The 12,559-nt window shown below is 65.1% G+C and carries 11 protein-coding genes; 8 read left to right on the top strand and 3 right to left on the bottom strand.

Going from position 1 to position 12,559, the window contains the following annotated elements; all coding sequences use genetic code 11:
* Positions 1 to 219: 219 nt before the first annotated feature.
* Positions 220 to 1,068, bottom strand: a complete 849-nt coding sequence (locus ACODS1_RS21385) for an ATPase (protein WP_489087238.1) — start codon at positions 1,066 to 1,068, stop codon at positions 220 to 222.
* A gap of 351 nt (positions 1,069 to 1,419) precedes the next feature.
* On the opposite strand from ACODS1_RS21385, the gene ACODS1_RS21380 reads away from it, so the two are divergent.
* Positions 1,420 to 1,710: a hypothetical protein gene (locus tag ACODS1_RS21380; protein ID WP_322980848.1), complete on the top strand. Its 291-nt coding sequence runs from the start codon at positions 1,420 to 1,422 to the stop codon at positions 1,708 to 1,710.
* Here the strand turns inward: ACODS1_RS21380 and ACODS1_RS21375 are convergent.
* Positions 1,701 to 2,699 carry an NAD-dependent epimerase/dehydratase family protein gene (locus ACODS1_RS21375; protein WP_489087237.1) on the bottom strand — a complete coding sequence of 333 codons (999 nt, stop codon included), beginning with the start codon at positions 2,697 to 2,699 and terminating at the stop codon, positions 1,701 to 1,703. The two genes, ACODS1_RS21380 and ACODS1_RS21375, sit on opposite strands and share 10 nt — an antisense overlap.
* A 103-nt stretch (positions 2,700 to 2,802) precedes the next feature.
* Entirely contained in the window at positions 2,803 to 3,696 is an 894-nt protein-coding gene (locus ACODS1_RS21370) for a LysR family transcriptional regulator ArgP (protein WP_489087236.1), read from the bottom strand.
* A 94-nt stretch (positions 3,697 to 3,790) separates the two neighbouring features.
* On the opposite strand from ACODS1_RS21370, the gene ACODS1_RS21365 reads away from it, so the two are divergent.
* From ACODS1_RS21365 to arcD, 7 genes are all read left to right on the top strand, one after another.
* On the top strand, positions 3,791 to 4,204 hold the full coding sequence (locus ACODS1_RS21365; RefSeq protein ID WP_489087235.1) for an ACT domain-containing protein: 414 nt from the start codon (positions 3,791 to 3,793) through the stop codon (positions 4,202 to 4,204).
* The gene (locus ACODS1_RS21360) at positions 4,204 to 4,806 is read left to right on the top strand and encodes a LysE/ArgO family amino acid transporter (protein WP_489087234.1); all 603 of its coding nucleotides are present in this window, start codon (positions 4,204 to 4,206) and stop codon (positions 4,804 to 4,806) included. Before ACODS1_RS21365 ends, ACODS1_RS21360 begins: the two co-directional genes overlap by 1 nt.
* A gap of 40 nt (positions 4,807 to 4,846) precedes the next feature.
* The gene (locus tag ACODS1_RS21355) at positions 4,847 to 5,803 is read left to right on the top strand and encodes a LysR family transcriptional regulator (protein ID WP_489087233.1); all 957 of its coding nucleotides are present in this window, start codon (positions 4,847 to 4,849) and stop codon (positions 5,801 to 5,803) included.
* Between the two features lie 90 nt (positions 5,804 to 5,893).
* Positions 5,894 to 6,079, top strand: a complete 186-nt coding sequence (locus tag ACODS1_RS21350; RefSeq protein WP_489087232.1) for a hypothetical protein — start codon at positions 5,894 to 5,896, stop codon at positions 6,077 to 6,079.
* Between the two features lie 90 nt (positions 6,080 to 6,169).
* The gene (locus ACODS1_RS21345; RefSeq protein ID WP_489087231.1) at positions 6,170 to 6,397 is read left to right on the top strand and encodes a DUF2790 domain-containing protein; all 228 of its coding nucleotides are present in this window, start codon (positions 6,170 to 6,172) and stop codon (positions 6,395 to 6,397) included.
* Between the two features lie 366 nt (positions 6,398 to 6,763).
* Complete coding sequence (gene putA / locus ACODS1_RS21340; RefSeq protein ID WP_489087230.1) at positions 6,764 to 10,699, top strand: trifunctional transcriptional regulator/proline dehydrogenase/L-glutamate gamma-semialdehyde dehydrogenase; 3,936 nt, start codon at positions 6,764 to 6,766, stop codon at positions 10,697 to 10,699.
* Between the two features lie 421 nt (positions 10,700 to 11,120).
* A complete protein-coding gene (arcD, locus tag ACODS1_RS21335; RefSeq protein WP_489087229.1) occupies positions 11,121 to 12,548 on the top strand; it encodes an arginine-ornithine antiporter in 1,428 nt (475 codons plus the stop codon).
* Positions 12,549 to 12,559: the final 11 nt, after the last annotated feature.

The raw sequence follows: 12,559 nt of genomic DNA, 5'->3' as shown, positions 1-12,559 counted from the left end.
ATCAGGCTCATTTCAGGCCTCAAGTGACTTGACGCTGGACACGGTTGCTCGCCTGAGAAGGCGAAACCAAAAACATCAGCAGAAACGCGGCAATCCAGAACAAACACCCGAACAACCAGCAAGCCAACACAAACTTGCCAGTCCAGTCTCAACCCAAAAATTCGATACTCCATAAAAAACGCCCCGCAATGCGGGGCGTTCGTTTATCCGGCGTATGGCTCAGCGTGCATCAATCTGCTGCTGCAGATTCACCACCTGACTCTGCAGGGTACTGATATTACGCGTGACCTGCGCACGGAAGGCATCGAACTCGGCGGTGTTCGGGCCAGCACTGGCAGCCGGGCGATTCTCCATCTCGCTGCGCAGCACCACCAGATCCTGCTCCAGGCTCTGGATCGCTTGGCTCGGGTTGCCCTGCTTCTTCAGCGCCTCGATATCGCTGCTCAAGCTCTTGATCCGTGCATCGAGTTTGCCTACTTCGGCCTGCGCCGCCTTGGTATCGGCCTGGGCGGTTTTCAGGGTGCTCTGCTCGCTGCTCAGCGCCTGCAGGCGCTTGTCGAAGTCGGTACTGGCACCGATGCCGCTCTTGAGATCCGCGCCCAATTGCTCGACGCGCTTGTCCAGCGCGGCCTGGGCAGTGGCGCTCTGTTGCTGCTGCTTGGTCAGCTCGGCCACACGGTTCTCCAGTTGCTTGACCTGCAACTTGAGTGCCTCGCTGCCGGTGGTGACGTTCGACTCGGTGGCCACCACCTTGCCGGAGATGTCCTGAATGCGCCCGGCAGCTTCCTCGCTGATGCGCGCGAAGCTCTCTTGGGTCGCCACCAGGCGCTGCTCCATCAGGCCGATCTGCTGCAGGCTCCACCAGCCGAGGCCGGCCAGGGCGAAACTCAGCGCCCCGACCAGCGCCCATAGCGGGCCGGTGCTGCCGCCCTTGGCGACGGGCACCTTGGCGCTGGCGGCGCGCATGGAGCGCGGCGCGGGTTCATCCATGGGTTCGGCGAATTCCTCACGGCGCTCAGGGGTCAGGCTGGGCAGATTGTCGAACTCATCGTTGGCGTCGTTGCGCATGATCGAACCTATGGTTGGAGCTGGGTAAGCGGAAATGCCGCGCAGTATACCGATTCGCCATCATCGCTTCAGCGTCGCGCCAAGCCGGTGCGCGGCGCACCGACGAAGGGCGCGACAGGGCCATCGACCCGCCGACAGCCCAGCAGTTCCGCAAAGTTTGAACTGGTACGCACTTTGCTTCTCCGTTGTCGTGAGGCGCCACGTAGATGTCGCTCATGAGCCAGCAGGCGGCTAACTGTTCTGCACCGCACGAAGATGCGTCTCCAGCCGCTGGATAGCAGGCTGGTTCGGTTACGGAGGGCGACGGACGCTCACTGCCGTGACCTTTCGAATACACGGGGGTAGTTGGCAATGGAACTGAACAAAGAGGTACTGGACTGCATGAAGGCATTGCGTCGCCGCCTGCGCGAAGAACAGGCCGTCGACATTCGCCTGAGCCAGCCTGACGCGATCACCGCGATGCTCGCCGGCAGCCTGCGCTCCAGCGACGAGCAAACCCGCCATCTTGGCCTGCGCCTGGCCGAGCTCTCGGAACAGCCCCAACCCACCACCCCGTCCAGGCCGCAGCCCAGCGTCGAGCGAGCGACGGCCGAACCAGCCGGCTCGGTACGGATCTATCGCGGCCAGCGCATCTACGCCTGATCGCCCGTCTGCGCCTGCCACCAGGCGCAGAACTCATCCAGCGCATCCCATAGGCTCGCCTGCGGTTGATAGCCCAGGTACTCGCGGGCACGGCCGATATCCAGGGAGAAGTCGCGCGCCATCACCGCCACGCCCAGGCGAAACAGACTGGGCTCAGGCCTACCGGGCAGCACGCGGCAGATACCCTCGTTCAGCGCCGCCACGCCATAGGCCAGGCCGAATGGCAGGTGGCGGGTAACCGGTGGCAGGTCGAGGCGGCGCAGCACGTAGTTGACCACGTCCCACAGCGGCACCGGCTCGCCATTGCTGATGTTGTAGGGCTTGCCCAGCGCGGCACCCTCGGCCCTTAGCGCGCACAGCAGCGCAGCATTGAGATTGTGCACGCTGGTGAAATCGACCTTGTTCAGGCCATTGCCGATGATCGACAGGCGCCCCTTGCGCTGCATGGCGATCAGCCGGGGAAAGATGCTGGTATCGCCCGCCCCGGTGACGAAACGCGGGCGCAGCGCCAGCACCTCCAGGCCTTCGCGCTGGGCGGCGAACACCCGCTGCTCGGCAAGGAATTTGGTGCGCCCGTAGTGATCGGAGAAGCGCCGGGGCAACTGGTCTTCACGCACACCGACATGGGCGCGCCCGTCGAAATAGATCGACGGCGACGACAGGTGCACCAGGCGTCGCACCTTCTGCCGCAGGCAGGCGTCGACGACATGTTCGGTGAGGGTGACGTTGCCTCGGTGAAAATGCGCATAGTCGCCCCACACCCCGACCGCGCCGGCGCAGTGCACCACGGCCTCGACACCCTCGCACAGCTGCTGCACCAGTTCGGCATCGGTCAGGTCGCCCTGGATGAACTCGGCGCCACGGCTGATCAGGTGCTGCACGCCCTCGGCGCGGCGCCCGTTGACGCGCACGTCCAGCCCCTGCTCCAGGGCGAAACGGGCGAAGCGCCCGCCGATGAAGCCGCTTGCTCCGGTGACCAGGATTTTCATTGCTCCCTCCATACCCTGCATCGTGTCGGCGAAATGTAGCAGCGTGGACGCCGCTGCGCCCTGGCAGCGCGAGCCAGAACGCCGGCTGCTGAAGCCGGCACGCTCATCCCGCCTGCACCAGCGCCCCCGCTGCGGCGCGGCGCAGGTGCTCGGTCAGGCCGGCCAACAGTTCACCGCCGTTACGCCAGTGATGCCAGTACAGGGGCACATCAATGGCGTGCCCCGGCAGCAACTCGACCAAGGCGCCGCTGGCCAGTTCGCCGCGCACCTGCAACTCCGGCACCAGCCCCCAGCCCAGGCCGCTTTCGGCCAGACGCACGAAGCCTTCCGAGGAGGGGCACAGGTGGTAGGCAAAGCTGCCGGTAATGCCCAAACCCACCAGGTAACGGTGCTGCAATTGATCGTCCGGGCCAAAGACGATGGCCGGTAGACGCGCCAGGTCGGATGCTTGCCGCGTAGCGCCGAAATGCCGGGCGATGAAATCCGGGCTGGCTACCGCCAGATAGCGCATCGAACCCAGCGCCAGGCTGCGCGCACCCGCAACCGGACGCTCGGCCGCGCAGATGCAACCGGCCACTTCGCCAGCACGCATGCGCTTGAGGCCGACCTCCTGATCCTCCACCACCAGATCCATCAGCAGACGCTGCTCGGCACAGAATTCGGCGACCGCAGCCGCCCACCAGGTGGCCAGGCTGTCGGCGTTGATGGCGATACGCAGGCGCTCGGGCAAGGCCTGTTCGTCCAGCCCCGGCACCTGGCCCTGCAGATCGCGCTCGAGCAGGCGCACCTGCTGCACATGGTTGAGCAGGCGCCGACCGATCTCGGTGGGTGCTGGCGGCGTGGCACGCACCAGCACCGGCTGGCCGACCCGCGCCTCGAGCAGCTTGATGCGCTGCGACACCGCTGACTGCGACAAGCCCAGCACCTGCGCCGCCCGCTCGAAACCGGCCTGCTCCACCACCGCCGCCAGCGCGGCCAGAAGTTTGTAGTCGAACAATCGATTTTCCTAATGAGCAATCAGCAATATTGGTTTCTCTTATACATCCGCACGCAGCAGACTCGCCAGCATTCAGCCTCATCAGGAGCCCGCCATGCCCGGCGAAACCCATCTCGCACGCCTGCTGCAAAGCATGACGCCGCAACTCAACCCCGGTCAGTACGTGTTCTGCTGCTTGCCGGCCGAGCAGGACTGCAACGCCCTGCAGCCCATCGCCAGCCTGCGCGAGGGCGAAGGCCTGAGCCTGATCCTGGCGCGCGACACCGCCGATGCACACGGCCTGAGTTACGACTACGTCGCCGCCTGGATCACCCTGCAGGTGCATTCGTCGCTGGCTGCCGTGGGTTTGACCGCCGCCTTCTCCGCCGCCCTGGCGCAGGCTGGCATCAGTTGCAACGTGGTCGCCGGTTTCCACCACGACCATATTTTCGTCCCTATCGAGCGCGCCGAACGGGCGCTGTCCACCCTGCGCGCCCTGTCAGCGGCATCCATGCCGGAGCCTGCGTAATGTGGCAGAGCTACAGCAACGGCCTGCTGGTCGCCATCGGCCTGATCATGGCCATCGGCGCGCAGAATGCCTTCGTCCTGGCGCAGAGCCTGCGCCGCGAACATCACCTGCCGGTGGCGGCGCTGTGCATCCTTTGCGATGCCATCCTGGTGGCGGCTGGCGTGTTCGGCCTGGCCAGCCTGCTGGCGCAAAGCGCGACGCTGCTGGCCATCGCTCGCTGGGGCGGCGCGGCGTTTCTGCTCTGGTACGGCAGCCAGGCACTGCTGCGTGCCGCACGCCCGCAATCGTTACAGGCAGCCGGCAGTGAACCGCGATCATTACGCGCCGTGCTGCTGACGGCGCTGGCGGTCACCCTGCTCAACCCACACGTTTATCTGGATACCGTGCTGCTGATCGGCTCGCTCGGCGCTCAGCAAGTCGAGCCTGGCGCCTATGCCGCAGGTGCCGCCAGCGCGTCTTTCCTCTGGTTCAGTACCCTGGCGCTCGGTGCGGCGTGGCTGGCGCCCTGGCTGGCCCGACCACTGACCTGGCGGCTGATCGATCTGGGCGTGGCGGTGATGATGTTCAGCGTGGCGGCGCAACTTGTTCTGGGCTCGCTGTAATCGCGCATAATGCGCCTGACTCATTACGTCAGGAGCAACAATGGACGCTCTGCATGCGATGCGCGTGTTCGTTCAGGTGGTCGAACGCGGCAGCTTCACCGCGGCTGCGCAGGCGCTCGATCTCTCCACCGCCCAGGTGTCACGGCTGATCACCGATCTTGAGCAACACCTGCAAGCGCGCCTGTTGCAGCGCACCACACGGCGTCTGGCACTGACCGAAACCGGCGAGCGCTACCTGGAGCGCTGCAGACAGATTCTCGGCCAGATCGACGAAGCCGACGCCGAAGCACGTGGCGCCCATCAAACGCCCAGCGGACGCCTGCGCGTGCACACCATGACCGGCCTCGGCCTACAACACATCACCCCGTTGATCGCTCGTTATGCCGAGCGCTACCCGCAGGTGGTGATCGAACTGACCCTGGCGCAACGCACGCCGGATCTGCTCGAGGATGGCCACGACGTGACCATCGCCTTCGCGCAGGATCTGCCGGACTCACAGCTGGTCGCCCAGCGCCTGGGCGCGATCCACAGCGTGATCTGCGCAGCCCCCAGCTACCTCGCCGAGTACGGTATACCCGAGCACCCGCAGGATCTGCAAAAGCATCGCCATCTGCGCCTCACCGACCCGCTGTATCGCGGCCAATGGGATTTCGGCGACGAGCAACTGGAAGCCCTGCCGGCCGAGTGCTTTCAGGTCAACGTAGCTGAAGCACTGGTCAAGGCGGCGCAGGCGGGCATGGGTTTCTGCCTGCTGCCGTCGTTCGTCGCCAGCCAGCCTCTACGCGAAGGACGCCTGCTGCGCCTTCTGCCGCAGCGGCGCCTGCGCGCCCTGAATATCTACGCCATGTACCCGTCACGGCGCTTTCTCGATGCCAAGACGCGCACCTGGGTGGACTTCCTCAAGGAGGAACTGCCGCCCCTGCTGCACAGCGACGAAACCGTGCTGGAAAACCCTCAATGCTGGGCGACACCGCAAGCATTGTTGCGCCAAAGGTAACGGTGATTCACCCGGAACGCGCTTTTTCGGCAGGGTGCGCCTCTCTAGGATGACTTCGACCCCACGAAGAATCCGCCAGAGGATCGCATCATGAAAAACCTGTTCACTGCCACTGCCCTTTCCCTCGCCACCCTGCTCGGCGCCCAGGCCTGTTTTGCCGAAGAATCTGCCGCCTTCGTCGCGCAATCGCAGGCTCATCAGCACCTGCAGCAGAGCGCCGACGCCGAACAGCAGGCGCAATCGACGCATTCGGACACCACCGACCAGCGCGGCTGAAACCCTCACCTGGCGCTGGCCTCCCCCCGCTCCTGGCCAACGCCCTTCGGGCCGGCATGCCGGCCCTCTTTACTCACATCGGAGGTCATCATGCAACGTATCGCCTGCCTGCTCGCCCTCGGCTGCGCCGCCACCCTGGCTCATGCCGAAACACCCGAGCACTATCACTACGGCATGCAACTGGATATCGCCCAGGTCATCAGTCAGAGCCTGCCTCAGGGCTGCGACGTGGGAGAGGCTCGTATGGTCTACCTGGACTCCAAGGGCGAACAGCACACCCTCATCTATCAACGCCTCGGTGATGACTGCCGCGGCTGAGCCTGACCCACACACCTGCAGTCCGTCACCCCCGCCCCTCCGCCTCGCCATGGCGGTCTACCCTGAATCAAGGGCCAGCACCCTCGCACCGGTACAACCCTGGTTGCACCCAAGCCCGAATCGACACCGCTCCAGCGCTGCCTAGCGCATGCAAACGCCCTACGCAGCGCGGTCTGCAGGCTTGGCCCGCACCCTGTCGTTCGTCGCCCGGCATCCTTTATAGGTTGCACCTAGTTGCACCTTGCGTATTCTCGGGTTTACTCTCCCGCAGCTTTTTTGCTGGCCGCTGATTCGGGCCGTCGCAAGCGACGTCAAAAATTGCTCCGGCAGTTTTGTACCGTGCATAACTGACAAGTAGGACTCACCATGGCTACTACCACTCTTGGCGTAAAACTCGACGATGCCACCCGCGAACGCCTGAAACAGGCTGCCGCGCAAATCGACCGTACGCCGCACTGGATGATCAAGCAGGCGATCTTCAATTATCTGGAGCAAGTCGAGAGTGGCCTGACGCCCGCCGAGCATGCCGGCCTGGCCGCTGCCGCCGGTGAAGAGGCGCTGGAGTCGCTGACCGAGCAAGGTCTGCAGGTGTTCCTCGATTTCGCCGAAAGCATCCTCCCGCAATCCGTCCTGCGCGCCGCCATCACCAGCGCCTACCGCCGTCCGGAAACCGAAGTGGTGCCTATGCTGCTGGAGCAGGCGCGCCTGAACCCTCAGCAGGCCGAGGCTTCGCAGAAGCTGGCCCTGGGCATCGCCGAGAAGCTGCGCAACCAGAAGAACGCCAGCGGCCGTCAGGGCCTGGTGCAGGGCCTGCTGCAGGAGTTCTCGCTGTCGTCGCAGGAAGGCGTGGCGCTGATGTGCCTGGCCGAAGCCCTGCTGCGCATCCCCGACAAGGCCACCCGCGACGCGCTGATCCGCGACAAGATCGCCAACGGCAACTGGAGCCAGCACCTCGGCCAGAGCCCGTCGATGTTCGTCAACGCGGCGAGCTGGGGCCTGCTGATCACCGGCAAGCTGGTGTCGACCCACACCGAAGCCGGCATGACCTCGGCACTCAACCGCATCATCGGCAAGAGCGGCGAGCCGGTCATCCGTAAGGGCGTGGACATGGCCATGCGCCTGATGGGCGAGCAGTTCGTCACCGGCGAAACCATCGCCGAAGCCCTGGCCAACGCCTCCACCCTGGAAGCCAAAGGCTTCCGCTACTCCTACGACATGCTCGGTGAAGCCGCGCTGACCGAGGAAGACGCCAAGCGCTACCTGGCCTCCTACGAGCAGGCCATCCACGCCATCGGCAAGGCTTCTCATGGTCGCGGCATCTACGAAGGCCCCGGCATCTCGATCAAGCTCTCCGCCCTGCACCCGCGCTACAGCCGCGCGCAGTACGAGCGCGTGATGGACGAGCTGTACCCGACGCTGCTGGGCCTGACCCAGCTGGCCAAGCAGTACGACATCGGCCTCAACATCGACGCCGAGGAAGCCGACCGCCTGGAGCTGTCGCTGGATCTGCTCGAGCGCTTGTGCTTCGAGCCGAGCCTCGCTGGCTGGAACGGCATCGGTTTCGTCATCCAGGCCTACCAGAAGCGCTGCCCGTACGTGATCGACTACGTCATCGACCTGGCCAAGCGCAGCCGCCACCGCCTGATGATCCGCCTGGTGAAAGGCGCCTACTGGGACAGCGAGATCAAGCTGGCCCAGGTCAATGGCCTGGAAGGCTACCCGGTGTACACCCGCAAGCCGTATACCGACGTTTCCTACATCGCCTGCGCACGCAAGCTGCTGGCCGCGCCGGAAGCCATCTACCCGCAGTTCGCCACCCACAACGCCCACTCGCTGTCGGCCATCTACCACCTGGCCGGACAGAACTACTACCCGGGCCAGTACGAGTTCCAGTGCCTGCACGGCATGGGTGAACCGCTGTACGAGCAGGTGGTGGGCAAGATTGCCGATGGCAAGCTGAACCGTCCGTGCCGCATCTACGCACCGGTGGGCAGCCACGAAACCCTGCTGGCCTATCTGGTACGCCGCCTGCTGGAAAACGGCGCCAACACCAGCTTCGTCAACCGCATCGCCGACCACAGCATCTCGCTGAAAGACCTGGTGCTCGACCCGGTGCTGCAGGTCGAGCAGATGGCCGCGCAGGAAGGCACCATCGGCCTGCCGCATCCGCGCATCGCCCTGCCGCGTGATCTGTATGGCAAGGAGCGGGTCAACTCGTCGGGCCTGGATCTGGCCAACGAACACCGCCTCGGCTCGCTGTCCTCGGCGCTGCTGTCGACCGCCAACCACAGCTATCTGGCCGAGCCGATGCTCGGTTGCGATGGCGCCAATCAGGGCGAGCCGGAGCCAGTGCGCAACCCGGCCGATCACCGCGACCTGGTCGGCCATGTGCGCGAAGCCAGCGTCAAGGACGTCGACAGCGCCATCCTCTGCGCCCTGGCCAGCGGGCAGATCTGGCAGTCCACCCGTCCCGCCGAGCGCGCCGCCGTGCTGGAGCGCGCCGCCGACCTGATGGAAGCCGAGCTGCAGCAACTGATGGGCCTGCTGGTGCGCGAGTCCGGCAAGACCTTCGCCAACGCCATCGCCGAAGTGCGCGAGGCGGTGGACTTCCTGCGTTACTACGCGATCCAGGCACGCAGCTTCGGCAACGACAGCCACCGCCCACTGGGCCCGGTGGTGTGCATCAGCCCGTGGAACTTCCCGCTGGCGATCTTCAGTGGCCAGGTGGCCGCTGCGCTGGCCGCCGGCAACACCGTGCTGGCCAAACCGGCCGAGCAGACCCCGCTGATCGCCGCCCAAGCCGTGCGTATCCTGCGCGAGGCCGGCGTGCCGGCTGGCGCCGTGCAGTTGCTGCCGGGCCGTGGCGAAACCGTCGGTGCGCGCCTGGTGGGTGACGAGCGCGTGCGTGGCGTGATGTTCACCGGCTCCACCGAAGTGGCTGGCATCCTCCAGCGCAACATCGCCGGTCGCCTGGATGCCCAGGGCCGCACCATTCCGCTGATCGCCGAAACCGGCGGCCTCAACGCCATGATCGTCGACTCCTCGGCACTGACCGAGCAGGTGGTGATGGACGTGGTCGCCTCTGCCTTCGACAGCGCCGGCCAGCGCTGCTCGGCTCTGCGCGTGCTGTGCGTGCAGGACGACGTGGCCGACCGCGTGCTGACCATGCTCAAGGGCGCCATGGCCGAATACAGCCTGGGCAACCCGGAGCGCCTGAACACTGACATCGGCCCGGTGATCGACGCCGAAGCCAAGGCAGGTATCGACACCCACATCGCCAAGCTGCGCGAGAAAGGCCGCAAGGTCACCCAGCTGGCAAGGGTCAACGGTGAGGAGATCAAGCGCGGCACCTTCGTCGTGCCGACCCTGATCGAGCTGGACAGCTTCGATGAGATGAAGCGCGAGATCTTCGGCCCGGTGCTGCACGTGGTGCGCTACCAGCGCGCGGATCTGGGCAAGCTGCTGCAGCAGATCAACGACAGCGGCTACGGCCTGACCCTCGGCGTGCACACGCGCATCGACGAGACCATCGCCCAGGTGGTCGGCACCGCCAAGGTCGGCAACCTGTATGTGAACCGCAACATGGTCGGTGCCGTGGTCGGCGTGCAGCCGTTCGGCGGCGAAGGCCTGTCCGGCACCGGCCCGAAAGCCGGTGGCCCGCTGTACCTGTTCCGCCTGCTGTCGACTCGCCCACAGGAAGCGGTCGCCCAGTATCTGCAGCAGGCCGAGGTGCAGACCCTGCCGACTCCGACCGAGCTGGACAAGGTGCGCGCTGCCTTCGCCGAATGGGCGGGCAAGCAGGAGCCGGCCATCGCCGCGCTGTTCGAGCAGTACCGCGGCCTGTCGCAGAGCTACAGCAGCCACACGCTGACCGGCCCGACCGGCGAGCGCAACAGCTACACCCTGCTGCCGCGCGAGCACGTGCTGAACCTGGCCGACGAGCGCGGTGATCTGCTGGCGCAACTGGCGGCCACACTGGCCGTCGGCAGTCGGGCGATCTGGCTGGAAAGCCAGCGCGCGCTGTACAGCGAGCTGCCGAAGGAGGTGCAGAAGCACATCCAGCTGGTGGCCGACTGGAACAGCGTCGACGTGGAGCTGGACGCCATCCTGCACCACGGCGACTCCGACCAGTTGCGCGCAGTCAGCGAGCAGGCAGCGCAGCGCAAGGGCGCCATCGTGGGTGTGCACGGCCTGAACAAGGGCGAGACCGACATCCCGCTGGAACGCCTGCTGATCGAGCACGCGCTGAGCGTCAACACCGCAGCCGCTGGTGGTAACGCCAGTCTGATGACCATTGGTTAAACGCCAGGGTCTTCAATAAGTCATGGCGTGGAAAGCTTGCTGAAAGCTTCCCACGCCATGCTGTACCCACATGACGCAACTGCCTGCAGGGGCTACCCGCCCAGTGTCATGTTCTTTCCTTCCGACCTTCGGGTCTGCGCCAGCCTATCCGGCCGGCGCGTCGAGCGGGGCCAACCGCCCCGCCCGCTCCCTTCCTATCGCAAAAAGCCACCATTGCATCCCGAAAAATCAGGACTATGGTGTCCGTACTGACGTACCACTACGCCAGCCAGAGCTGCAGTCCTGATATTCGTCAGGTACTCGACAACGCTTACTACACGGATGTGCGTTGACGAATCCCGACTGTTGACTCATGTCAGGATGCAGTGCTCGCCAAACGCGCTCAATGCCTATGTCCCCTCGTGACACGGAGGTAATTGAGATGTCTGACTCGACGCAAAAACTCCGCCTCGGCGCGCTGATCGCGCTGGTCGTCGGCTCCATGGTCGGCGGCGGTATCTTCTCGCTACCGCAAAACATCGCCGCCAGCGCCAGTGCTGGCGCCACCCTGATCGGCTGGCTGATCACCGGGGTCGGTATGCTGACCCTGGCCTTCGTCTTCCAGACCCTGGCCAACCGCAAACCCGAACTCGACGGCGGCGTATACGCCTACGCCAAGGCAGGTTTCGGCGACTACATGGGCTTCTCCTCGGCCTGGGGCTACTGGATCAGCGCCTGGATCGGCAACGTCAGCTACATGGTGCTGCTGTTCTCCACCCTGGGTTACTTCTTCCCGGTATTCGGTGAAGGCAACACCCTGCCGGCAGTGCTCGGCGCCTCGGTGCTGCTCTGGCTGCTGCACTTTCTGGTGCTGCGCGGGATCAAGGAAGCGGCCTTCATCAACACCGTGACCACCATCGCCAAGATGCTGCCGCTGGCGCTGTTCATCGTCATCGCCGCCATCGCCTTCAAGCTGGACGTGTTCACTACGGACTTCTGGGGCGCTGGCAATCCCGAACTGGGCAGCGTGATGGATCAGGTGCGCAACATGATGCTGGTCACCGTCTGGGTGTTCATCGGTATCGAAGGCGCGAGCATCTTCTCCGCCCGTGCCGAAAAACGCAGCGATGTGGGCAAGGCCACGGTGATCGGTTTCGTCGGCGTGCTTCTGCTGCTGGTGCTGGTCAACGTGCTCAGCCAGGGCATTCTCGCCCAGGCGCAACTGGCCGGGCTGAAGAACCCGTCCATGGCCAGCGTGCTGGAGCAGGTGGCTGGCCCCTGGGGCGCGCAACTGATCTCCATCGGCCTGATCGTCTCGCTGGCCGGTGCACTGCTGTCCTGGACGCTGCTGTGCGCGGAGATTCTTTTCGCCAGCGCGCGCGACCACACCATGCCGGAGTTCCTGCGCAAGGAGAACGCCAACCACGTCCCGGCCAATGCGCTGTGGCTGTCCAACGGGCTGATCCAGCTGTTCCTGATCATCACCCTGTTCAGCGCCTCCACCTACCTCAGCCTGCTGTACCTGGCCACCTCGATGATCCTGGTGCCGTACTTCTGGTCCAGCGCCTATGCGGTGCTGCTGGCGGTGCGCGGCGAAACCTACGAAAACGCGGCGGGCGAGCGCAACAAGGATCTGCTGATCGCGCTGGTTTCAACCCTCTACGCGGTCTGGCTGGTGTATGCCGCCGGCATCCAGTACCTGCTGCTCTCCGCGCTGCTCTATGCCCCCGGCGCGATCCTCTTCGCCAAGGCCAAGCACGAACTGGGGCAAGCCATTTTCACCGGCATCGAAAAACTGATTTTCGCGGCCGTGTTGATAGGCGCCGCCATCGCGGCCTATGGGCTGTATGACGGTTTCCTGAGTCTGTAAGACCCCGTTTG

Source organism: Pseudomonas sp. FG29 (assembly GCF_057809355.1).
The sequence above is the reverse complement of the archived record's forward strand: the minus strand, read 5'-3'. Positions and strand labels throughout refer to the sequence as shown.

Bases quoted from the DNA above. Each gene is read 5' to 3' on its own strand.
- arcD (WP_489087229.1), top strand. From the start codon at position 11,121: ATGTCTGACTCGACGCAAAAACTCCGCCTCGGCGCGCTGATCGCGCTG.
- ACODS1_RS21375 (WP_489087237.1), bottom strand. From the start codon at position 2,699: ATGAAAATCCTGGTCACCGGAGCAAGCGGCTTCATCGGCGGGCGCTTC.
- ACODS1_RS21355 (WP_489087233.1), top strand. From the start codon at position 4,847: ATGGACGCTCTGCATGCGATGCGCGTGTTCGTTCAGGTGGTCGAACGC.
- ACODS1_RS21380 (WP_322980848.1), top strand. From the start codon at position 1,420: ATGGAACTGAACAAAGAGGTACTGGACTGCATGAAGGCATTGCGTCGC.
- ACODS1_RS21360 (WP_489087234.1), top strand. From the start codon at position 4,204: ATGTGGCAGAGCTACAGCAACGGCCTGCTGGTCGCCATCGGCCTGATC.
- ACODS1_RS21365 (WP_489087235.1), top strand. From the start codon at position 3,791: ATGCCCGGCGAAACCCATCTCGCACGCCTGCTGCAAAGCATGACGCCG.
- putA (WP_489087230.1), top strand. From the start codon at position 6,764: ATGGCTACTACCACTCTTGGCGTAAAACTCGACGATGCCACCCGCGAA.
- ACODS1_RS21385 (WP_489087238.1), bottom strand. From the start codon at position 1,068: ATGCGCAACGACGCCAACGATGAGTTCGACAATCTGCCCAGCCTGACC.
- ACODS1_RS21350 (WP_489087232.1), top strand. From the start codon at position 5,894: ATGAAAAACCTGTTCACTGCCACTGCCCTTTCCCTCGCCACCCTGCTC.
- ACODS1_RS21345 (WP_489087231.1), top strand. From the start codon at position 6,170: ATGCAACGTATCGCCTGCCTGCTCGCCCTCGGCTGCGCCGCCACCCTG.